General features: G+C 69.0%; 17 protein-coding genes. 11 read left to right on the forward strand and 6 right to left on the reverse strand.

The window, feature by feature from the left end:
* Positions 1–218: 218 nt before the first annotated feature.
* From ACLM5J_RS05820 to ACLM5J_RS05865, 10 genes are all read left to right on the forward strand, one after another.
* Positions 219–3542: an Rne/Rng family ribonuclease gene (locus tag ACLM5J_RS05820; RefSeq protein ID WP_413655121.1), complete on the forward strand. Its 3324-nt coding sequence runs from the start codon at positions 219–221 to the stop codon at positions 3540–3542.
* Positions 3543–3723: 181 nt separating this feature from the next.
* The gene (locus tag ACLM5J_RS05825; protein WP_413655122.1) at positions 3724–5010 is read left to right on the forward strand and encodes an O-acetylhomoserine aminocarboxypropyltransferase/cysteine synthase family protein; all 1287 of its coding nucleotides are present in this window, start codon (positions 3724–3726) and stop codon (positions 5008–5010) included.
* Between the two features lie 25 nt (positions 5011–5035).
* The gene (gene metX, locus ACLM5J_RS05830; RefSeq protein WP_413655123.1) at positions 5036–6145 is read left to right on the forward strand and encodes a homoserine O-acetyltransferase MetX; all 1110 of its coding nucleotides are present in this window, start codon (positions 5036–5038) and stop codon (positions 6143–6145) included.
* A 172-nt stretch (positions 6146–6317) separates the two neighbouring features.
* Positions 6318–6626 carry a 50S ribosomal protein L21 gene (gene rplU, locus ACLM5J_RS05835; RefSeq protein ID WP_413655124.1) on the forward strand — a complete coding sequence of 103 codons (309 nt, stop codon included), beginning with the start codon at positions 6318–6320 and terminating at the stop codon, positions 6624–6626.
* 46 nt (positions 6627–6672) lie between these two features.
* Positions 6673–6927 carry a 50S ribosomal protein L27 gene (rpmA, locus tag ACLM5J_RS05840; RefSeq protein ID WP_413655125.1) on the forward strand — a complete coding sequence of 85 codons (255 nt, stop codon included), beginning with the start codon at positions 6673–6675 and terminating at the stop codon, positions 6925–6927.
* Between the two features lie 106 nt (positions 6928–7033).
* On the forward strand, positions 7034–8581 hold the full coding sequence (gene obgE / locus ACLM5J_RS05845) for a GTPase ObgE (protein ID WP_413655126.1): 1548 nt from the start codon (positions 7034–7036) through the stop codon (positions 8579–8581).
* Positions 8578–9696 carry a glutamate 5-kinase gene (proB, locus tag ACLM5J_RS05850; RefSeq protein WP_413655127.1) on the forward strand — a complete coding sequence of 373 codons (1119 nt, stop codon included), beginning with the start codon at positions 8578–8580 and terminating at the stop codon, positions 9694–9696. Before obgE ends, proB begins: the two co-directional genes overlap by 4 nt.
* Positions 9697–9756: 60 nt before the next feature.
* Positions 9757–10953 carry a cysteine desulfurase family protein gene (locus tag ACLM5J_RS05855; protein WP_413655128.1) on the forward strand — a complete coding sequence of 399 codons (1197 nt, stop codon included), beginning with the start codon at positions 9757–9759 and terminating at the stop codon, positions 10951–10953.
* Complete coding sequence (mnmA, locus tag ACLM5J_RS05860) at positions 10953–12065, forward strand: tRNA 2-thiouridine(34) synthase MnmA (RefSeq protein WP_413655129.1); 1113 nt, start codon at positions 10953–10955, stop codon at positions 12063–12065. Before ACLM5J_RS05855 ends, mnmA begins: the two co-directional genes overlap by 1 nt.
* Positions 12062–13072 carry a methionine synthase gene (locus tag ACLM5J_RS05865; protein WP_413655130.1) on the forward strand — a complete coding sequence of 337 codons (1011 nt, stop codon included), beginning with the start codon at positions 12062–12064 and terminating at the stop codon, positions 13070–13072. Before mnmA ends, ACLM5J_RS05865 begins: the two co-directional genes overlap by 4 nt.
* A gap of 62 nt (positions 13073–13134) precedes the next feature.
* Here the strand turns inward: ACLM5J_RS05865 and ACLM5J_RS05870 are convergent, their stop codons facing one another.
* The 5 genes from ACLM5J_RS05870 to ACLM5J_RS05890 form a co-directional block, all read right to left on the reverse strand.
* Positions 13135–14067, reverse strand: a complete 933-nt coding sequence (locus tag ACLM5J_RS05870; RefSeq protein WP_413655131.1) for an esterase/lipase family protein — start codon at positions 14065–14067, stop codon at positions 13135–13137.
* 110 nt (positions 14068–14177) lie between these two features.
* Positions 14178–15782 (reverse strand): MFS transporter, encoded by a 1605-nt coding sequence (locus tag ACLM5J_RS05875; protein WP_413655132.1) that lies wholly within the window; start codon positions 15780–15782, stop codon positions 14178–14180.
* Complete coding sequence (locus ACLM5J_RS05880; RefSeq protein WP_413655133.1) at positions 15782–16408, reverse strand: TetR/AcrR family transcriptional regulator; 627 nt, start codon at positions 16406–16408, stop codon at positions 15782–15784. Before ACLM5J_RS05880 ends, ACLM5J_RS05875 begins: the two co-directional genes overlap by 1 nt.
* Before the next feature lie 183 nt (positions 16409–16591).
* Positions 16592–18364, reverse strand: coding sequence for a choice-of-anchor J domain-containing protein (locus ACLM5J_RS05885; RefSeq protein ID WP_413655134.1), 1773 nt, complete (start codon positions 18362–18364; stop codon positions 16592–16594).
* A gap of 209 nt (positions 18365–18573) precedes the next feature.
* Positions 18574–19194, reverse strand: coding sequence for an alpha/beta hydrolase (locus ACLM5J_RS05890; protein WP_413655135.1), 621 nt, complete (start codon positions 19192–19194; stop codon positions 18574–18576).
* A gap of 63 nt (positions 19195–19257) precedes the next feature.
* Between ACLM5J_RS05890 and ligA the strand changes: the two genes are divergently transcribed.
* Complete coding sequence (gene ligA / locus ACLM5J_RS05895; protein WP_413655136.1) at positions 19258–21357, forward strand: NAD-dependent DNA ligase LigA; 2100 nt, start codon at positions 19258–19260, stop codon at positions 21355–21357.
* Here ligA and ACLM5J_RS05900 read toward each other — a convergent pair.
* Positions 21350–22123, reverse strand: a complete 774-nt coding sequence (locus ACLM5J_RS05900; protein WP_413655137.1) for an IclR family transcriptional regulator — start codon at positions 22121–22123, stop codon at positions 21350–21352. The genes ligA and ACLM5J_RS05900 overlap by 8 nt on opposite strands.
* Positions 22124–22143 lie beyond the last annotated feature (20 nt).

The raw sequence follows: 22143 nt of genomic DNA on the forward strand, positions 1-22143 counted from the left end.
CGGCACGCACGCCGAGCAGAGGTAACTGACCGCGACGCGGCCCGGTGCTGGTGACAGCAGCGCCACCTGGGGCCCAGCGACCGCGGTTATTCCCCCGGCCCGACGCGTGACGCATGGCGGGGGATGTCGCCGCCACCCGAAGGCTTGAGTCCGGTAGGCGTACGCCCGCCGGCAATGACCAGGTGAGGCGACCGAGGTCGCGGCACCGAGGAGAGCAGATGCTCGACGACGACACCACCACTGCACCCACCAACTCGGACGAGGTGGCCGCCGTGCCACCGGAGTCGGCGGCTCCGGCGAAGAAGGCGGCGCGCAAAGCTCCCGCCAAGCGGACCACCAAGAAGGCCGCCGCCAAGGCGACCGAGGCTGCTGCCGAGCCCACCGACGCATCGGCAACCGATGCTGCTCCCGCTACCGAGGACGCCCCGGTAGCGAAGAAGGCGGCCAAGAAGGCGCCCGCCAAGAAGGCCGCGGCGAAGAAGACCGCCGCCAAGAAGACCACGAAGAAGGCCGCTGCTGCCGACGCCGCCCAGGGCGAGCTGATCGCCGAGCCGGAGAGCGCGGACACCGCACCTGCCGAGGCCGCCCCGGCTCCGGCGAAGAAGGCCGCAGCGAAGAAGGCGGCTGCCAAGAAGGCTCCGGCGAAGAAGGCCGCGAAGAAGGCTGCGGCGCCGGTCGCCGAGACGGCACCGGTCGTCGAGACCGCCCCCGAGGCTGCTGCTGAACCCGCCGTCGCCGAGAGCGCTGCTACTGAGGCTGCGGCCGCCGAGGTGCCGCTCTTCCTGGCGCCCGAGGCCGCTCCCGTGCGCCGGACCCGGAGCCGCAAGAAGGCGGTCGCTGCCCCGGCCGAGACCGAGGCCACCGCCGAGGCGGCCGCTGAGCCTGCCGTCGAGGCCACCCCCGAGGTTGCTGAGGGCGAGGTCGCCGAGGCGCCGAAGAAGCCCGCCCGCAAGCGCGCCGCCCGCAAGCCCAAGGCCGAGGTCGTGGAGCCGGTCGTCGAGGTCGACGAGGCCACCGTCGAGCCGGACGCCGAAGAGGGCGACGAGGCACAGGCTGAGGTGGTTGAGGCGGAGAACGCCGAAGCAACCGCCGACGCCGAGGAGGCTTCGGACAGCGACGCCGCCGACGGAGAGCACGAGGACGACGACTCCGAGGAGGGCAACGCCGGCACCACCCGTCGCCGCCGTCGCCGCGGTGGCCGTCGTCGCCGTAAGTCCAGTGACTCCACCGACTCCACCGACTCCGCCGAACCCGGCGATGCGACCGACAACGCTGACCACAGCGAGAACGCCGAGGGCGACGAGACCGAGTCGGGCGACGAGGACGAGCAGGGCGAAGGCACCAGTTCGCGTCGTCGCCGTCGCCGTCGCCGCGCTGGCGAGGGCAGTGGCGACAGCTCGGACGACCCTGCCAACACCGTCACTCGGGTCCGGCAGAGCCGTACCGGTGAGGACCAGATCACCGCCGTCTCCGGCTCCACCCGACTGGAGGCGAAGAAGCAGCGCCGTCGTGAGGGCCGTGAGGCCGGACGCCGCCGCGCCCCGATCGTGAGCGAGGCCGAGTTCCTGGCCCGCCGCGAGTCGGTCGAGCGGGTGATGGTGATCCGCCAGCGCGGTGAGCTGACCCAGATCGGTGTGCTGGAGGACAAGGTCCTCGTCGAGCACTACGTCTCGCGCGAGTCGCAGAACTCCATGATCGGCAACGTCTATGTCGGCCGGGTGCAGAACGTGCTCCCGTCGATGGAGGCTGCGTTCGTCGACATCGGCAAGGGGCGCAACGCGGTCCTGTACGCCGGTGAGGTCAACTGGTCGGCGCTCGGCCACCGTGAGGGTCAGCCGCGGAAGATCGAGTCGGTCCTCTCCAGCGGTCAGTCCGTGCTGGTCCAGGTCAGTAAGGACCCGGTCGGTCACAAGGGCGCCCGGTTGACCAGCCAGATCAGCCTGGCCGGTCGGTTCCTGGTCTACGTCCCGGACGGCACCACCTCGGGCATCTCGCGGAAGCTGCCTGACACCGAGCGTGCCCGTCTCAAGACGCTGCTCAAGGAGATCGTCCCGGACTCCGCCGGAGTGATCGTGCGGACTGCCGCGGAGGGCGCCTCGGAGGAGGAGCTCACCCAGGATGTCGAGCGGCTCAAGGCTCGCTGGGAGGACATCGAGGCGAAGTCGAAGCAGGGCAGCGCACCGAAGCTGCTCTACGGTGAGCCCGACCTCACCCTGAAGGTCGTCCGCGACCTCTTCACCGAGGACTTCGCGAAGCTGGTCATCGACGGCGACGACGCCTGGGAGACCGTGCAGGGCTACGTCTCGCACATCGCCCCGGACCTCGAGGAGCGTCTGGAGCGCTACCAGGCCACCGAGACCAGCGGTGACGCGTTCGCCGCGTATCGGATCGACGAGCAGATCGCCAAGGGCCTGGACCGCAAGGTCTGGCTGCCCTCGGGTGGTTCGCTGATCATCGACCGCACCGAAGCGATGACCGTGGTCGACGTCAACACGGGCAAGTTCACCGGGTCGGGCGGCAACCTCGAAGAGACCGTCACCAAGAACAACCTGGAGGCCGCTGAGGAGATCGTCCGCCAGCTGCGCCTGCGTGACATCGGCGGCATCATCGTCGTCGACTTCATCGACATGGTCCTGGAGAGCAACCGCGATCTGGTGCTGCGTCGGATGGTCGAGTGCCTGGGTCGCGACCGCACCCGGCACCAGGTCGCCGAGGTCACCTCGCTCGGCCTTGTCCAGATGACCCGCAAGCGGATCGGCACCGGTCTGCTGGAGGCGTTCAGCGAGAACTGCGAGCACTGCAACGGGCGTGGCCTGACGCTGCACGACATGCCGATCGAGCCGAAGAAGGCCGACGACGACGCCAAGCGCGGCAACCGTCGTAGCCGCAAGGGCAAGGGCGAGGGCGACCAGGGTCGCAACGACCAGGGTCGCAACGACCAGCACAACGACTCCGGTCGGCAGCAGGCTCCGAAGCCGCCGTCGCCGAAGGACGTCGCCGCTGCTGCCCGTCACGACCACGAGCACGACCACGAGCAGGTTGTCGTCGAGGCGGCTGACGCCGTCGAGCCGACTCCCGCCGCTGAGACGGTCGAGACGGCCGAGGCGCCGGTGGTGCAGACGTCGAGCCGTTCGTCGCGCCGCTCGCGTCGGAACCGCTCGGCTGACAACGCCGCCAACACGGCGCGGCCCGAGGCTGACGCCGCACCGGTGGAGCAGCCTCCCGTGAGCAACGAGGCACCCAGCAGCGAGGCACCCAGCAACGAGGCACCCAGCGCGCCGACGACCACGGTGACCACCACCCAGGTCACCCGGACCCGTCGCGGTGCCCGGAGCGCCGGCGTGATCACCCCGAAGGCCTCCGAGCCGATCGTGGTGGCCGCCCCGGCACCGGTCGAGGTGGCTGCCGCTCCGGTGGCTCCGCCGACGGTGACCACGCGCACCCGCGGTCGCCGCGCCGTCGAGGCCCCGGCTGAGGAGACGGCCGGCGACCAGGCTGAGCTGCACGTCCCGATCAAGAAGAAGGGCTCGCGCAAGCGCTGAGGCTGAATCGGCGGGGCCGGTCAACGGCCCCGCATCAGCCCTAACTCACAAGTCCTCCGCGGGACGAAGTCGCCATCATGTGGGATTTCTCCACGGCGCCTTGGCGCACTCACTAGGCTTAGCTCATTCTCTACTGGATCACTAGTCTTTTGCCCGGTCGTCGGGCATGAAAGGTTGAGTCGTGACCTACCGTCCCGAGACCCTCGCCGTCCACGCAGGCCAGGAGCAGCCCGACCCGGCTACCAACTCCCGCGCGGTGCCGATCTACCAGACCACCTCGTACGTCTTCAACGACACCGAGCACGCCGCGAACCTCTTCGCGCTGGCCGAGCCGGGCAACATCTACACCCGGATCATGAACCCGACCCAGTCCGTCTTCGAGGACCGGATCAACCAGCTCGAGGGTGGCGTCGGTGCGCTGGCCGTGGCGTCCGGCTCGGCCGCGATCACCTACGCGGTGCTCAACCTGACCTACGCCGGCGACAACATCGTCGCGCTCTCCACCCTCTACGGCGGCACCTACGCGCTCTTCGCGCACACCCTGCCGCAGTTCGGCATCGAGGTCCGCTTCGTCGACCCGAACAAGCCCGAGGATCTGGCCAAGCACGTCGACGAGAAGACCAAGCTGGTCTTCGGCGAGACCGTCGGCAACCCGAAGATCAACGTCGCCGACCTCGACGCCTGGTCCGAGGCGGCGCACGCACAGGGCCTGCCGTTCATCGTCGACGCCACCGCCTCGACGCCGTACCTGGTCCGTCCGTTCGAGCACGGCGTCGACGTCGTCGTTCACTCGGCCACCAAGTACATCGGCGGCCACGGCACCTCCATCGGCGGCATCATCGTCGACTCCGGCAACTTCGACTGGGCCGCGCACTCCGAGCGGTTCCCGGGCCTGACCGGCCCCGACCAGGCGTACCACGGCGTCGTCTGGACCGAGGCCGTCGGCAACCTCGCCTACATCATCCGGGCGCGCACGGTGCTGCTGCGCAACACCGGTGCCGCGATCACGCCGCACAACTCCTGGCTCTTCCTGCAGGGCCTGGAGACCCTGCACCTGCGCCTGGAGCGCCACTCGACCAACGCCCTGGCGATCGCCCAGTGGCTGGAGAACCACGACTCCGTCGCCTGGGTCTCCTACCCGGGTCTCGAGTCGAGCTCCGACAAGGCGGTCTACGACCGGATCTCCACCGGTCGCGGCTACGGCGGTCTGCTCTCGTTCGGCCTGAAGTCGGGTCGTGAGGGCGGCAAGAAGTTCATCGAGGCGCTGAACCTCTTCAGCCACCTGGTGAACATCGGTGACGCGAAGTCGCTCGCCGTGCACAACGCCACCACCACGCACTCCCAGCTCACCCCCGCAGAGCTCGAGGCGGCCGGCGTCCCCGAGGACCTGGTCCGCCTGAGCATCGGTATCGAGAACGTCGACGACCTGATCGCCGACCTCGAGCAGGCCCTCGCGGCGAGCAAGTGAACGGACAGTAGGTGACTTCACCAACGTGACCCACTCCTTGGGCTACGTCGAGACGCAGCGGGCCGTCCTCTTCCCTGAGGGCGACCCGCTGCGGCTGCGTAGCGGTGCAGAACTCCACGACGTCGAGGTCGCCTACGAGACCTACGGCGAGTTGTCGCCCGCGGGCGACAACGCCATCGTCATCTGCCATGCGCTGACCGGCGACGCCCACGCGTCGGGGCTGCGGATGGGGGAGAAGAAGCGCGGTTGGTGGGACAACATGATCGGGCGCGGGAAGCCGATCGACACCGACCGGTTCTTCGTGATCTGCGCCAACATGCTGGGTGGCTGCTCCGGGACGACGGGCCCGCAGTCCACCGATCCGGCGACCGGACGTGCCTACGGGCCGGAGTTCCCGCTGCTGCACATGAGCGACGTCGTGGCGGTCCATCGCCGCCTCGTCGCGCGCCTGGGCGTCAAGCGTCTCTACGCCGCGGTCGGCGGCTCGCTCGGGGGGATGCAGGTCCTGCAGTGGGTGCTGGACGCTCCCGAGCAGATCGAACGGGCGGTCGTGGTGGCCGCAACCTCCCAGCTGAGCACCGAGAACATCGCGTTCTCCACCGTCGCCCGTGAAGCGATCATGAACGACCCACAGTTCCACGGTGGCCGCTACCGCGAGCACGGCGTGATCCCGGCGCACGGGCTCAAGGTGGCCCGGATGATGGCGCATATCACCTACGTCTCGCCGCAGGCGCTGGCCGCCAAGTTCGGGCGTCGCCGTGACACCGAGGGCCCGGACATGCGGATGACCCCCGATTTCGAGGTCGAGCACTACCTGCAGCACCAGGGGAACGCCTTCCTGGATCGGTTCGACGCGCTCTCCTATCTCTCGCTCTCCAGGCTGCTGGACTACTTCGACCCGTTCGTGGAGGAGTCGACGCCGGCCGCGCTGGCGGCGACCCGGACCCGGTTCCGGGTGCTCTCCTTCGACAGCGATTGGCGCTTCGACACGGCGCAGTCGCAGCGGATGGTGGACGGGCTGCGTGAGCACGGGGTGGAGGTCGAGTTCGACGAGCTCTCCTCGCCGCACGGCCACGACTCGTTCCTACTCGAGTCGCCGGGCTACCATGATCAGGTGCGCGCGTTCCTGAGTTGAGCGTCCCTGGCTCCGGCCAGGGGGAGTGTCCTCGTTTTGCCTCAGTGCTGGCGTGCCCTTACTATTGAACGTCGGCGTGTGAATTCACGTCCATCTCTGCATGGCTCGGCCCGCAAGGGCTGTCGGCCGCAGACCAAGAGTTTCTTGCCATGATTCGACGAAGGAGACCGCGGTGTACGCGATCGTGCGCGCAGGCGCCACTCAGCAGAAGGTTGCCGTGGGCGACGTCATCGAGATCGACAAGGTGACCACTGCGGTTGGTGAGTCGGTTGATCTTCCGGTCGTGCTGCTGGTCGACGGCGAGAGCATCACCGCCGACGCCGCCAAGCTCGACAAGGCCAGCGTCACCGTTGAGGTTCTCGGTGCCACCAAGGGCCCCAAGATCATCATCCAGAAGTACAAGAACAAGACCGGTTACAAGAAGCGCCAGGGTCACCGCCAGAAGTACACCCAGGTGAAGGTCACCGCGATCTCCGCCTGATTGCGGACTTCGGCGAACTCACTCCAGACAGAACAGGACTGAAGACATGGCACACAAGAAGGGTGCAGCTTCTACCAAGAACGGCCGCGACTCGAACTCCCAGCGCCTCGGTGTGAAGCGCTTCGGTGGTCAGGCCGTCAACGCAGGCGAGATCATCGTCCGCCAGCGTGGCACGCACTTCCACCCCGGCACCAACGTCGGTCGCGGTGGCGACGACACGCTCTTCGCCCTCGCCGCCGGTGCGGTCGAGTTCGGTACCCGTCGTGGCCGCAAGGTCATCAACGTGGTCCCGGAGGCCTGAGCCTCCAGCACGTTCAGTACTTGTCGAAGGCGTCCCTAGAATCTAGGGGCGCCTTCGCGTTTGTGGCGGCACCGCCCCGGTAGCCGCCACCAGAAAGGATCACCTCATGGCCGTTCCCACCTTCGTCGATCAAGTCCGGTTGCACATCGCTGCGGGCCGCGGCGGCAACGGTGTGGCCTCGGTGCACCGCGAGAAGTTCAAGCCGCTCGGAGGTCCGGACGGCGGTAACGGTGGACCGGGTGGCTCGGTGATCCTGCGCGTGGACGGCGACGTCACCACGCTGATCGACTACCACCACAACGCCAAGCGTCGCGCGGAGCACGGCGGCCACGGTGCCGGCGCGCACCGCAACGGTGCCCACGGTTCCGATCTGGTGCTCTCCGTGCCTGACGGCACCGTCGTCTCCGACACCGAGGGCAACGTCCTCGCCGACCTGGTCGGCCTGGGTACCGAGATGGTGATCGCCCAGGGTGGTCGCGGTGGACTCGGCAACGCCGCCCTGGCGTCGGCCAAGCGGAAGGCACCCGGCTTCGCGCTGCTCGGCGAGCCCGGCGAGGAGCTCGACGTCGTCCTGGAGCTGAAGGTCGTCGCCGACATCGGTCTGGTCGGCTTCCCGAGCGCCGGAAAGTCGTCGCTGATCGCCGCGATCTCGCGGGCCCGGCCGAAGATCGCCGACTACCCGTTCACCACGTTGGTCCCCAATCTCGGCGTCGTCCGGGCCGGTGACACCACCTTCACCGTCGCGGACGTGCCCGGCCTGATCGAGGGTGCGGCCGAGGGACGCGGACTGGGCCACGACTTCCTGCGTCACATCGAGCGCTGCGCCGCCCTGCTGCACGTCGTCGACACCGCCTCTATCGAGCCGGGCCGCAACCCGATCGACGACCTGGAGATCATGGAGGGCGAGCTCGCCCGCTACGGCGGTCTCGAGGATCGCCCCCGCCTGGTCGCCCTGAACAAGGTCGACGTGCCCGACGGCCGCGACATCGCCTCCTTCGTCGTCGAGGACCTGCGTGCCCGCGGCCTCGAGGTCTTCGAGATCAGTGCCGCCTCCGGTGAGGGGCTCAAGGAGCTGATCTTCGCGATGGCCCAGCTGGTCTCCGCCGCGCGGGCCGAGAAGCCCCAGGTCGACGCACAGCGGATCGTGCTGCGGCCGACCGGCCCCGCAGGCTCGGAGGAGTTCACCATCACCGAGACCAACGAGGGATGGCGCGTCCGTGGCGTCAAGCCCGAGCGTTGGGTGCGCCAGACCGACTTCAGCAACGACGAGGCCGTCGGCTTCCTCGCCGACCGGCTCAACCGACTGGGTATCGAGACCCGCCTGATCCAGCTGGGTGCCGAGGAGGGCGACGCCGTCCTGATCGGTCACCCGGACAACTCGGTGGTCTTCGACTTCAAGCCCGGCATCGACGCCGGTGTCGAGATGCTCGGACGCCGCGGCGAGGACCAGCGCTTCGACGAGAAGCGGCCCGCCGCTGAGCGGCGCCGCAAGATCCAGGGTGCGATGGACGAGCGCGGCGAGGGTGAGACCCGGGCCGACGTGGCGCGGCGCCTGGCGGAGGGCCGGCCCGAGCCGACCGGTCCGATGGCCTACGAGATCGGCTCGGCCGAGGACCCGGATTGGAACGAGAGCGACCCGGACGCTCAGCGGTGAGCACCCAACTGCGCGCGGAGGTCACCGGTGCCCGCCGGATCGTGGTCAAGATCGGCTCCTCGTCGCTGACCACGGCCTCCGGTGGGATCGACCCCGAGCGGATCCGGGTGCTGGCCGACGTGCTGGCCGAGGTCCGTGGTCGGGGTGCCGAAGTGGTCCTGGTCTCCTCCGGTGCGATCGCTGCGGGCCTGGCTCCGCTCGGGCTGAGCCACCGGCCGCGCGGGTTGGCGGCGCAGCAGGCTGCCGCCTCGGTCGGCCAGGGCCTGCTGGTGCACCGCTACACCGAAGAGTTGGCGCGCCACCGGATCACCACCGGCCAGGTGCTGCTCACCGTGGACGACGTCACCCGACGGGCCCACTACCGCAACGCCTCGCAGACCTTCGACAAGCTGTTGGAGTTCGGTGCGCTCCCGATCGTCAACGAGAACGACACGGTCGCCACCTCGGAGATCCGGTTCGGCGACAACGACCGTCTCGCCGCGTTGGTGGCGCATCTGGTCCACGCCGACCTGCTCGTGCTGCTCTCCGACGTCGACGGCCTCTACACCGCGAAGCCCGGTGCGCCGGGCGCGCGTCAGCTGACCGAGGTGCGGAGTGCTGCGGACTTGGACGGCGTCGACATCGGCAGCGTCGGCTCCGCTGTCGGCACCGGCGGCATGGTGACCAAGGTCGGCGCCGCCCGGATCGCGGTCGAGGCAGGGATCCCGGTCGTCCTGACCAGCGCCGACAGCGCCGGCTCCGCCCTGGCGGGGGAGTCGGTGGGCACCCTGTTCCACCCCACCGGCAAGCGGCGTTCCGCGCGGCTGCTCTGGCTCGCCCACGCCACCGAGGGAGTTGGCACGTTGCAGGTCGACGCCGGTGCGGTGAAGGCGCTCCGCGAACGCGGTGCATCGCTGCTCGCGGCCGGGGTGACCGGAGCCGACGGCGCGTTCCATGCCGGTGACCCGGTCGACGTCGTCGGGCCGGACGGTGCGTTGATCGCCCGCGGTCTGGTGAACTTCGACGCCGAGGAGATCCCCAAGCTGGTCGGGCGGTCCTCGCACGAGCTGGCCGCCGAGTTCGGCGAGGCCTACGAGCGTGAGGTCGTCCACCGCGACGACCTGATGTTGCTGTGAGCCCGTGGCCGGACTGCCCGGGTTCCGCTGCACCTGCCACGACGTAGGCTTGAGGCTGTCATGACCGACTCTGCCCGGGTGTACCTCGACCACGCCGCAACCACTCCGATGTTGCCGGCGGCGGTCTCCGCCCTCACCGCTCAACTGGTTCGGGTGGGTAACCCGTCGTCGCTGCACGCCTCGGGGCGCGATGCACGCCGTCTGGTGGAGGAGTCGCGAGAGCGGCTCGCCGCAGCGCTGAACTGCCGTCCTGGTGAGGTCGTCTTCACCTCGGGCGGGACCGAGGCCGACAACCTGGCGATCAAGGGGATCCACTGGGCCCGATCCGACGCCGACCCGCGGCGCCGTCGAATCCTCTCCACCAGCGTCGAGCACCACGCCGTCCTGGACCCCCTGCACTGGCTCACCGAACGCGGTGCCGAGGTCGAGTTGCTGCCGGTCGACAGCAGCTGCCGCCTCGACGTCGCCGCGCTGCGATCTGCTGTCGAGCGCGATCCCGAGTCGGTCAGCCTGATCTCGGTGATGTGGGCCAACAACGAGGTCGGCACCCTGCAGCCGATCGACGAGGTCGTGGCACTCGCTGCCGAATACGGCATCCCGGTCCACACCGACGCCGTCCAGGCGATCGGCGCGGTCCCGGTCGACTTCGCGACGAGTGGCGTGGACGCACTCACGCTGACCGGTCACAAGGTCGGTGGCCCCTTCGGTGTCGGTGCGCTGGTGGTCCGCCGTGAGCTGTCGGTGACGCCGGTGCTGCACGGAGGTGGCCAGGAGCGCGATGTGCGCAGCGGCACCATCGACACCCCCGCCATCGTGGGCTTCGCGGTCGCGGTCGAGGAGAGCGTCAAGACCCAGGCCGACTACGCCGCCCGGATCGCGGCACTCCGCGACGACCTGGTTCAGCGCGTCGTCGCCGCCGTTCCCAACGTCGAGGTCAGTGGGCGTGACGCCGAGCTCCTGCCCGGCCACGCGCACCTGCGTTTCCCGGGCTGCGAAGGGGATTCGCTGTTGATGCTGCTGGATGCCCGCGGCGTCGAGTGCTCCACAGGGTCGGCCTGCAACGCAGGTGTCCCGCAGGCCTCCCATGTGCTGTTGGCGATGGGCTGCACCGAGGCCGACGCTCGCAGCTCCCTGCGGTTCAGCCTCGGGCACACCACCACGGCTGCCGACGTCGACGCGTTGGTAGAGGCGATCGTGCCGGTCGTGGAGCGGGCCCGTGCCGCCAGCGAGGCCCGTGGCGCGATGGGTGGTTGGTGATGCGCGTTCTCGCTGCGATGTCGGGCGGCGTCGACTCAGCGGTCGCCGCGGCCCGTGCGGTCGATGCCGGTCACGACGTCACCGGCATCCACCTGGCGCTGTCGCGCAACCCGAAGTCGTACCGGACCGGCGCCCGCGGCTGCTGCACCATCGAGGACAGCAACGACGCACGACGTGCTGCCGACGTGATCGGGATTCCCTTCTACGTATGGGACTTCAGCGACCGCTTCCACGACGACGTGGTCGAGGACTTCATGAGCGAGTACGCCGCCGGGCGTACCCCGAACCCGTGCCTGCGCTGCAACGAGAAGATCAAGTTCGCCGCTGTCCTGGACAAGGCTTTGGCACTGGGCTTCGACGCCGTGGTGACCGGTCACTACGCCCAGTTGAGCACCGGCGACGACGGCTTGATCGAGATGCACCGCGGCATCGATCACGGTAAGGACCAGTCCTACGTGCTCGGCGTGTTGAGCCAGGCGCAGTTGGCCCACTCGCTCTTCCCGCTGGGCGACACCACCAAGCCGGAGATCCGCGCCGAGGCCGAGCGCCGAGGCCTGATGGTGGCGAACAAGCCGGACTCGCACGACATCTGTTTCATCGCCGACGGCGACAACGCCGGTTGGCTGGAGGAGAAGCTGGGCGAGCGGATGCCGAACCACAGCGGCGACATCGTCGACGCCGAGAGCGGCGAGGTGCTGGGCACCCACCGCGGAACCACGGCCTACACGATCGGACAGCGCAAGGGGTTGGCGATCGGCCGTCCGGCTCCGGACGGCAAGCCGCGCTTCGTGCTCTCCATCGAACCGGTCTCCGGGACGATCGCGGTCGGGCCGCGCGAGGCGTTGCGGATCGACCGGATCAGTGGCATCCGCGCCCGCTGGTGCGGCACCGTTCCCGAGGTGCTGACCGGCACCGTCCAGCTCCGTGCCCATGGCGACGAGCACCGGGCGAAGGTCACCGTGACCGACGCCGGGGCCGGCACCGTGGAGATCGAGCTGCTCGACCCGGCCGAAGGGATCGCCCCTGGCCAGGCCGCGGTCATCTACGACGGCACCCGGGTGGTCGGATCGGCGACGATCTCGGCAACGGCGCGGAGCGAGGCACTGGGGTGAGCCTGGTGGTGGCGACCGGTATCGGATCGATGCCGGGCGGTGAGCCGCTGGCCGCGGAGGAGGAGAACGCGGTCGCGTTCACCGAGGCGTTGCGGGTGGTCCTGGGGGAGTTGCCCGACCTGGCGCACCTTCCCGAGCTTCCCGGTCGTGGCGCGATCGCCTCGATGACCGGCCGTGGGGTTGCCGTGCTGGCGGAGCTGGCTGCCGATCTGCAGCCGGCCGGCTGGCGGTTGACCTCCAGCCCCGGCATCGACCAGCGCCGGGCCCGATCGTTGTTGGCGCGCGACCTCGACATCCTGGAGGAGCTCGCCCAGGACTATGACGGTGCCTTCAAGGTCCAGCTGATCGGCCCGTGGACGCTTGCTGCCACCGTGGAGAAGCCTCGCGGCGACAAGGTGCTCTCCGACCACGGCGCGCGGCGCGAGCTCGCCGAGTCCTTGGCCGAGGGGTTGACCGACCACGTCGCCGACCTGCGTCGTCGGCTGCCGTCGGCGCGTGAGCTGATCGTGCAGATCGACGAGCCGGCGCTGCCCGCGGTGCTGGCCGGGCAGATCCCGACAGCGTCCGGCTACGGCCGGCACCGGGCGGTTCATCCGCCGGAGGCGTCGGCCGCGCTGGAGCAGGTACTGGGCGCCGTCTCGGCCGCGGGAGCGGTGCCGATCGTGCACTGCTGTGCGCCCGAGTTCCCGGTCGAGTTGGTCCGGGGTGCGGGAGCTCGCGGTGTCGCCGTCGACCTGACCCAGCTGGACGCCGTCCGCGCCGACCAGGTCGCCGAGGCGATCGAGGCAGGGGAGCGGGTGCTGCTCGGCGCCGTCGGTTCCACCTCGACCGGCCCTGCCGCGACCAAGAGCCAAGCGGTGGAGCGGGTCAGCCGGTTCCTGGACATGCTCGGCCTGGACCCGATCGAATCGATGGCGATCACGCCGACCTGCGGGTTGGCCGGAGCCGACCCGACCTGGGTCCGTGAGTCGCTCCGGGCCTGCCGCGAGGCCGCCGCAACCTTCTAGCTCAATGTGACCTCAGCGCTCGCGACACTCCGTGTCGCGAGCGCTGAGGTCACATTGAGCGGCTACTCGGCGTTGGCGCCGAGCGGGCCGATGAACGGCAGCACCACCGTGCAGCCGACCTTCTTGGCGCGCTTCGGGTCGAGTGTGTTGAGCACCAACCGAGCTGCGATCGGGTCGGCGGCGATCTCGAAGTGTTCGGAGAAGTCGGTGGCGCAGTAGTCCTGGACGACCAGGTTGCGCATCCCCTTCTGGCGGCCGCTGCTGTACGGGATCACCAACTCGTCGTAGCGCGTCATGATATTGGTGTAGCGGATGCCCTTGCTGGCGACCTTGCCCTTACGGATCTTCTTCATGAACGCCGAGCCGGTGCCGAACTGAGCACAGGCGGTGCAGGCCGGGAACGAGTCCTCGCCGCCGAAGACCGGGTTGAGCAGAGCGGTGACGTCGGCGACCTGGGTGCCGTGCCACAGCGGAGCCAGGGAGACGTAGTTGCGCACGTGCTTGCGCCCGCCCAGGTAGCGCACCCAGTACTGGGGCATCAGCGTGCCCTGGGAGTGGCCGACCAGGTCGACCTTGGCGGCGCCGGTGTGGCGGCGGACCTTGGCCACGAACCGCTTGAGCTGGCGTGCGGAGGCCTTCATGCTGCCGAAGCCACCGAGGATGCTGAGCGGCAGGGCCTTGCTGAGTTGGCCGTAGGTCAGCGCGTAGACGCAGTAGCCCGCGTTCTTCAGCAGCGGGCCGTAGGTCTGCCAGTTGGTGTTGCCGTTGCCGAAGGTGCCGTGGACCAGTACCACCGGGCGGGGGTGCGCCTTGCTCGGCTTGCAGGACCAGTCGTTGGTGCCCGGCGCACTGAAGCTCAGGGACGCGCCGCCGGTGACCGCGGTGGGTAGGAAGCTCCAGGGAACGGGCAGCTTCTCCTCGGCGACAGCGGGGCTCGAGGTGAGCCCGAGTAGCAGAGCGAGCAGGGTCAGCAGGGTGACGGCGATCCGACGCATGGACGGTCAACGACGCGTGTCGACGGCCGGTTACGTATCCGCTGGCAGTGCACCCCGCACGACGGCCGATCAGGCCGGGGGAGGGTGGACTGCCAGCGGACCGGTGGGGCTCAGTGGCCGCCAGCCACCGGCGGGCCGTCGGCAGCGAGTTCCTGGTGCTTCACGCTGAGGAAGAGCCAGATGATCACGGAGCCGACCAGTGCCATCCCGGCGCCGACGAGGAACGCTGTGGTGGCGCCGTCGGTGAAGGCGGCGAGGCCGAAGACCTGGCCCATCCGCTCCTGCATGGCGGGGTCGAGGTTCCCGCCGACGCCGACATCGCCGCTCGGCGTCCAGTCGTTGCGGACGTGGAACGCCACCGTGCTCAGCGCCGCGAGCCCCAGGGCGCCGCCCACCTGCTGCACGGTGTTGAGCACGCCGGAGCCGATGCCGGAGTCTTCGGCGCGGAGGTGGTGAACCGCGGTCAGGGTGACGGTGACGAAGGTGGCACCCATGCCCAGCGCCATGGTGATCACCCACGGGAAGATCGACGTCCAGTAGTTCACGTCGTCCCCGAGGGTGCCACCGCTTGCTGCGACGTTGGCGAGGTGACCGGCGTCGTCGTTGACCTCGATCCGGGAGAACATGAAGAGCGAGAAAGCAGCCAGCAGGGTGCCGGAGCCGGCGATGAAGCGCGGGTCGATCCGGTTCACCAGGGTCGAGGCGGTGGCGGCGGCGAAGACCATGGCGAAGGCGAACGGCAGGAAGGCGAGACCGGCCTTGATCGGCGTGTAGCCCATCACGTTCTGCACGAAGAGGCTGAGGAAGAAGAACATCGCGAACATCGCCGAGGGCAGCAGGAACATCGCGGCGAAACTGGTCGCGCGGGTCCGGTTGGCCAGCACCCGGAACGGCAGCAGCGGGTGCTCCTGGCGACGTTCGATCAGGACGAAGGCGACCAGCAGCAGGACACCGACGACAAGGCTGGTCCGGGTCCAGGTGTCGCTCCACCCGTGGGCCGGCTCGCTGGCGCGGGAGAGACCATAGACGATGGCGAGCAGACCCGAGGTAGCGGTGACCGCGCCCGGGACGTCGAGCCAGCCGGTGTGCCGCTCGGACTCCTTGAGGATCCGCGGGGCGAGCAGCGCCGCGGCGGCACCGATCGGCACGTTGATCAGGAAGGTCAACCGCCAGCCGTCGATGTGGGTGCCGAAGGCGTCGAAGCCGGAGCCGGTGAGCCAACCGCCGAGGATCAGACCGGTGGCTGCACCCACGCCGGACATCGCGGCGTAGACGGCGAAGGCCCGGCCGCGCTGGGGGCCGGCCGGGAAGGTCGTGGTGATCAGTGCCAGCGCGGACGGTGCGGCCATCGCTGCGCCGAGGCCCTGGAGGCCTCGGGAGCCGAGCAGCATCGCCTCGTTGGCCGCGACCCCGCCGAGCAGGGACGCGAGGGCGAAGACCGTGAGGCCGACGGTGAAGATCAGCCGACGTCCGTACAGGTCACCGAGCCGGCCACCCAGGAGCAGCATGCCGCCGAAGGTGAGGGCGTAGCCGGTGACGATCCACTGCAGGCTGGAGTCGCTGAAGTGGAGGTCCTCGCCGATGTAGGGGAGGGCGATGTTGGCGATGGTGCCGTCCAGCACGACCATCAGTTGGGCCACGCAGATCAGTACGAGGGCCCAGCCGAGGCGGGTGCCCTCGGCGCTGGACCGCTCGGTGGTGGGGTTCTCGGTCATCAGGGTTCCTGTCGAGGTTGCTTCAGTGCTGCGGGAAGGATGATCTGGTCGACGACGGCGGCGACCAGGTCGGGAGTGGGCCGGTCGCCCAGGAGGTAGACGCGATGCAGGACGATGCCGGCCAGAGCAGGCGCCAGTAGGTCGAGGTCGATGTCGTCGTGGAGCTCGCCGCGGGCTTGGGCTCGCTCGTAGATGATGTGTGAGGCGGCGATCTTGGGGCCGATGAACCGCTCGCGGAACTGGCTGCCCAGCTCCTGGTCGCGGTGGATCGCGGTGAGGACGCCGGCCAGCAGGGCGATCGGCCGCTCGTCGGTGATACCGCCGAAGCCACAGAACATCGCCAGCAGGTCGCCGCGCAGACTGCCGGTGTCGGCGGGTTCGAAGTGCTCGACACCCTTCTGTGCCAACAGCGCGTCGATGACCAGGGTGGCCTTGCTCTCCCAGCGTCGGTAGAGCGTCGCCTTGGAGGCCTTCGCGGCTTGGGCGACGGCGTCCATGGTGAGTCGGTCGTAGCCGACGTCGACCAGCACCTGCAGGGTCGCGGTCAGGATCTCCTGCTCCCGATCGCCCTCGACCCGAGGACGGGTGGCAGGGGCCTTGCTGAACTGACCGGGTGCGGGTGACATGGCTCCTGCTCTGATTAGAACGAAACGGTTTCGTTTCATACAGGGTAGGGCGAGGCGGGCCGGAGCAGCAACCCCTAATTCTCGGGATCCTTGCCGGAGAGGGCGTGCGGTCGCTGGCTGAAAAATCAGCTGTGCGCCGCTCGAGGTTTCCGAGCGGCGCACAGCCGGGTGTGCCAGGTCTGGTCAGCGCTTGGCGCGGACCTTGACCTTCTTGGTGGCGGTGAGCTTCTTGCCGTTTGCCGTGGCCGTGGCGGTGAGCTTCACCTTCTTGTTCTTCTTGACCTTGGGGGCCTTGAGGGTGACGGTCAGTTTCGTCCTACCGGCGGGCACGGTGATCCGTTTGGTCTTTCCGGCCCAGCGGACGGTGACCTTGGCGCCGGGGACGAGGCCGGTGAGGGTGGCCTTGAACTTCTTGGTGCTGCGGACCTTCTTGGGTGCGGTGAGCCTGATCTTGGTCAGCTTCGGTCCGGTCGGGGTGACGACGGGGCGTTCGACGGTGAAGGTGGTGCTGGTTGCGGTGCTGGTGTTGCCGTGGCGGTCGGTGGCGCGGATGGAGATGGTGTGGTCGCCGTCGGGGAGGTCGGTGAAGGTGGCCGGGCTGGTGCAGGTGGCCCAGTCGCCGTCGTCGAGGCGACATTCGTAGGTGGCGTCCTCGTCGTCACTGGAGAACTCGAGGGTGGCGCTGCCATCGGTGCTGGGGCTGAGCGGGGCCTGGGTGATGCTCGGCTCGGGTGCGGTCACGTCCACGGAGAAGCTGGTGCTGTCCGCGGCTCCGAGGTTGCCCGCCGTGTCGGTGGCGCGCACCGCGATCGTGTGGTCGCCGTCGGGGAGGCCGGTGAAGCTGGCCGGACTGGCGCACTCCTCCCAGCCACCATCGTCGAGACGACACTCGTAGGTGGCGTCCACGTCGTCACTGGAGAAGGAGACAGATGCCTCGGTCGTGGTGATCGTGCCGACAGGTGCGCTGTCGATGACGGCGCTCGGTGCGATGGTGTCGACCGTGAACGTCCGGACGGCGGGACTTGTGTCGACGTTCCCGCTGTAGGCCTTGGCGCGGACCGCGAACTCGTGTGGCCCTTCGGCGAGATCGGGGTACGTGACGGGGCTGGTGCAGGCTGCCCACGTGGCGCCGTCGAGTCGGCACTCGTAGCCGGAGATCGCGTAGTCGGGAGAGCCCGTGAAGCTCGCGCTGACGGTGGCACCGGGAGCGCCGGTGAACTCGGTGATCGTGGTGTCGGGGACGACGGGGTCCTCGCCGTGGGTGTAGCGGAAGGTGTCGATGCCGATGTAGTCGCTGTTGCTGCCGAGCGAGCCGGCGCCGGTCACGAAGTAGCGGAATGCCAGGCAGCCGCTGGTAGGAGCACCCTGAGGGATGACACCCGAGTACTGGGTCCAGGACTGCGGGTAGACGTTGGCGACCAGGGTGGGGTTGACCGAGACCAGGAGCGTGGTGAAGTCGCCGACCGAGGCTGCGCCGGTGCCGGGGTTGCAGGAGCCGCCCTTGGCCAGTCGGACCTCGAGGCGGTCCGGGTAGTCGGTCTGGCCGCCGCCGACCGTGGGCTTCCGGGTGTAGAACGACCAGGTGTCGCCAGCACTGAGGCCGGTGATCATCGGGGTGATCAGCCAGTTGCTGATAGTTCCGGTGCTGCCCGTCGAGTTGAAGTTCGCGCCGATGTAGGCGTTGTTCGCGCCCTCATGCGAGTTGAACGGGCCAGGCGTCGGTGTGGCGTCGGTGGCGGTTCCCTGGAACCACGAGATCGAGCCGACCGGGGTGCTGTTGTTGGTGGTCGTCCAACCGGGAGCCGGCACGGTGTCGAAGTTCTCGACGATGTTGGTTCCGGTGGCGCCCGGCGCTTCGGCCGCCTGGGCAGTAGGGCTGGTGGCAAGTGCGGCGACGGCACCGCTGGCGGCCAGGGTCAGGGCCAGGCCGCGGGCGATGGTTCGGATCGGGTGCAACGGGGGTCTCCTCGGAGGCGGACAGCGGGCGTCCGGGTGGATGTGTTCCGAGCTACACGTGGACGGTCGCCGTCACCATCGGCAGAAGATGAACAAAGTTTAGAAATGCCTGAAGGCCAAATTTTTCCCGCTGAGTCACCGGCGCTTGCGGAACATGTGCTATCTGGATCCCTTTGCGCAGGCCCGCGACTGGACCAGACGTATCCGCTTTAGGTCGGGACCATCTCCAGCGCGCGGCTGATCGCGAACCTGTTCCAGGCGCGGACCCGACGCAGCATGTAGTGGCCGACCGGCCCCATGTCGTGGAACCCGGCCTTCGCACCTGCGGTTCTGGCCCGATCGACGAAGCGCGCGGTCGCCTTCGCCGACGTGATCTTGTCGGTGCTTCCGTGGGCGGCGGCCAGGACCTTTCCGGCCAAGGGCGTGACGGGATCCTCGGCGGGGAGCCACGGCGCGAGAGCCACGACGCCCTGGACGAGTGGGTCGTCGGCGACCCGGACCGAGGTGCGAGCGCCCATCGAATGGCCGATCAGCACGACGGGGAGCTCGCCGAGTTGCTGGCGAACCTGATCGAGTGCCCAGCGCGCGTCCGGTACCGGGGACGGCGCGTCGTCGTCGTTCCAGCCGCGTTCCTGGTACCGGAGCAGCCAGGTTCCGACTCCGGCGGCATGGGCTTGGGGGGTTATCTGGTGCTGCATCACCAGGCTCCGTCGCCAGGGTCCGCTGGACTGTTCGACGGGATCGCGGGAGATCTCCTGGCCGCCGTGGAGCATCAGGATCAGGGCGCGTTGCCCCGCGACGTCGCGGCGGTTCAGGCTGACAGAGGTCACACTGCGATTGTGTCAGTGGTGGCAACCGGTTCCGCTGTCGGCGGCAACCGGCAAGATAGTGCCATGAGCAGTGACGAGGTGCGCTCCGCGACGGATGAGGTTCGTAGCCAGCACGCGGAGTTGAGTCAGCGGATCGAGGAGGCGCGTCAGCGCTACTACGGCGACGATTCTCCGACGATGGACGACGGGCAGTTCGACGCCGCGATGCGGGAGCTGGAAGCACTGGAGGAGGAGTTCCCCGAACTGCGGACCCCGGATTCGCCGACTCAGAAGGTCGGTGGCGTGGTCGCTGCCGGGTTCGCCTCCTTCGACCACCTGCAGCGGATGGAGAGCCTCGACAACGCCTTCTCCTACGACGAGCTCGATGCCTGGTACGCCCGGCTAGGCCGTGACGGGATCGAGCGCCCCGAACTGTTGTGCGAGCTGAAGGTCGACGGCCTGGCGATCAACATCCTCTACGAGGACGGCGTCCTGGTCCGGGCGCTCACCCGCGGCGACGGTTCCACCGGCGAGGACGTCACCGCCAACGTGAAGACGATCGCCTCGATCCCGCACCAGTTGGCCGCCACCGCCGAGTTCCCGGTGCCGGCCCGAGTGGAGGTGCGCGGCGAGGTCTACCTTCCGGTCGCGGCCTTCGAACGGCTCAACGAACAGCAGCTCGACGCCGGCAAGCCGGTCTTCGCCAATCCGCGCAACGCGGCAGCGGGTTCGTTGCGTCAGAAGAACGCGGAGATCACCGCGAGCCGGGCGCTCGACATGGTCTGTCACGGCATCGGATTCCGCGAAGGCTTCGAGCCGGCGTCGCAGTCGCAGGCCTATCAGGCGTTGCAGGCCTGGGGTCTGCACACCTCCGAGCGGGTCAAGGTGCTGGCCTCCTTGGCCGAGGTCCGGGAGTTCATCGAGTACTACGGTGAGCACCGGCACGACGTCGAGCATGAGATCGACGGGGTCGTGGTCAAGGTCGACGACGTCACCCTGCAGCGCCGGCTCGGCTCGACGAGTCGGGCCCCGCGGTGGGCGATCGCGTACAAGTACCCACCAGAAGAGGTCAACGCCAAGCTCTTGGCGATCGAGGTCAACACCGGCCGGACCGGGCGGGTCACCCCGTTCGGCGTGATGGAGCCGACCAAGGTGGCCGGATCCACGGTCGAGCGGGCCACGCTGCACAACTTCTACGAGGTGAAGCGGAAGGATGTCCGCCCCGGCGACACGGTGATCCTGCGCAAGGCCGGCGACGTCATCCCGGAGATCCTCGGCGCAGTGATGGATCTGCGACCCGAGGGGCTGCCGGAGTGGGAGGCGCCGACGCACTGCCCCTCCTGCGGCACCGAGTTGGTGGAGCAGAAGGAGGGCGACAAGGATCGCCGCTGCCCCAACCACCGCTCCTGTCCGGCGCAGTTGTTGGAGCGGGTCTTCTTCGTCGCCGGGCGCGGTGCGTTCGACATCGAAGGCCTGGGTAGCGAAGCGGCTGCGGCACTCCTGGAGGCCGGGGTGCTGAGCGACGAGGGCGACATCTTCTCGCTCACCGAGGACGACCTGCTCCAGACCGCGCTCTTCACCCGCGCCGCGAAGAAGGGGGAGGAGGGGCGACAGCTGACCGCGAACGGCCAGAAGTTGTTGGCCAATCTCCAGACCCGCAAGGACGTTCCGCTCTGGCGGGTGCTGGTCGCGCTCTCGGTGCGCCACGTCGGTCCGTCCGCGGCCCGTGCGCTCGCCACCGCCTTCGGCTCGATGGAGGCGATCCGGGCGGCCGACGTCGAGGCCCTGGCGGCGACCGAAGGAGTGGGCGGCGTGATCGCCACCTCGCTGCGTGAATGGTTCGACGGCCCGGAGTCGGGCTGGCACCGCGAGATCGTCGACAAGTGGACGGCGTCGGGCGTGCGGATGGCCGACGAGCGCGACGAAGGGATCGAGCGCACGTTGGAGGGCCTGACCGTGGTGGTCACCGGCTCGCTGGTGAACTACACCCGCGACTCGGTCAAGGAAGCGATCATCGTCCGTGGCGGCAAGGCGTCGGGCTCGGTCTCGAAGAAGACCGACTTCGTGGTCGTCGGCGACAACGCCGGGTCGAAGGCCGACAAGGCCGCCGAGCTCGGTCTGACTATCCTCGACGAGGAGGGCTTCGAGGCCCTCCTCGCCGGCGGACCGTCAGCGGTCAGTTAGGGCCGCCGAGGCCCTGGGAGAGCTCCCGGGTGGTGCGCAGCAGTGCGCCCGCCATCGGGTTGTCGACGTCGGCGGAGACGGAGACCGCGGTGCCGACGATCGCCATCGCGGCGACGATCGAACCACCCTCCATGATCGGCGCGGCGATGGTACGCACGCCGTTGATGTCGGGCGAGTTCAAGGACAACCCCGTGCTGCGGATCGTCTCGAACTCCTCGGCCAGCTCGGGGGAGCGGCGCAGGATCCCCTTCAGGCCCGGGATCTGCTCCGGCGGGAGGAAGGCGCAGAAGACCCGCCCCTGCGCCGAGTCGACCAGATCCAGCCGCGCGCCGGCGCGGACGCTGATCCGGATGATGTGGTCGGTGTTGTCCACCGAACGCACCACCGTCGGGGTCTCGCCGTCCCAGACACTGAGGACGACGGTCTCGTCGACCTCGTGCAACAGCGACTCCATGTACGGCTCGGCGGCCGCAACGATCGGCAGGCCGGCTCGCGCCGTCGCGGCGAGGGTCAGCACCTGGGGGCCGAGCGAGTAGAGCGCGGCCCTCTCGTCGTAGCGCAGCAGATGGGCGGCGCGGAGTGCCTTGGTGTAGCGGTGGGCGGTCGCCTTGCTGGTGCCCAACGACGCGGTGAGCTCGTTGAGACTCAGGTACGGCTTGGTGACCGTGAACGAAGCGAGAACAGCGGCTGCGCGTTCCACCGTCTGGATGGTGGGTGTTGCTGCCGCCTCGCCAGGCTCATTGCTGGAACTCTTGCTGGGACTCATCTGACCTCGAATCGGCACGG

It is taken from the genome of Nocardioides sp. Bht2, assembly GCF_047308515.1.
GTDB lineage: Bacteria > Actinomycetota > Actinomycetes > Propionibacteriales > Nocardioidaceae > Nocardioides.

Bases quoted from the DNA above. Each gene is read 5' to 3' on its own strand.
- ACLM5J_RS05820 (WP_413655121.1), top strand. From the start codon at position 219: ATGCTCGACGACGACACCACCACTGCACCCACCAACTCGGACGAGGTG.
- rpmA (WP_413655125.1), top strand. From the start codon at position 6,673: ATGGCACACAAGAAGGGTGCAGCTTCTACCAAGAACGGCCGCGACTCG.
- obgE (WP_413655126.1), top strand. From the start codon at position 7,034: ATGGCCGTTCCCACCTTCGTCGATCAAGTCCGGTTGCACATCGCTGCG.
- ACLM5J_RS05855 (WP_413655128.1), top strand. From the start codon at position 9,757: ATGACCGACTCTGCCCGGGTGTACCTCGACCACGCCGCAACCACTCCG.
- mnmA (WP_413655129.1), top strand. From the start codon at position 10,953: ATGCGCGTTCTCGCTGCGATGTCGGGCGGCGTCGACTCAGCGGTCGCC.
- ACLM5J_RS05870 (WP_413655131.1), bottom strand. From the start codon at position 14,067: ATGCGTCGGATCGCCGTCACCCTGCTGACCCTGCTCGCTCTGCTACTC.
- ACLM5J_RS05875 (WP_413655132.1), bottom strand. From the start codon at position 15,782: ATGACCGAGAACCCCACCACCGAGCGGTCCAGCGCCGAGGGCACCCGC.
- ACLM5J_RS05880 (WP_413655133.1), bottom strand. From the start codon at position 16,408: ATGTCACCCGCACCCGGTCAGTTCAGCAAGGCCCCTGCCACCCGTCCT.
- ligA (WP_413655136.1), top strand. From the start codon at position 19,258: ATGAGCAGTGACGAGGTGCGCTCCGCGACGGATGAGGTTCGTAGCCAG.
- ACLM5J_RS05900 (WP_413655137.1), bottom strand. From the start codon at position 22,123: ATGAGTCCCAGCAAGAGTTCCAGCAATGAGCCTGGCGAGGCGGCAGCA.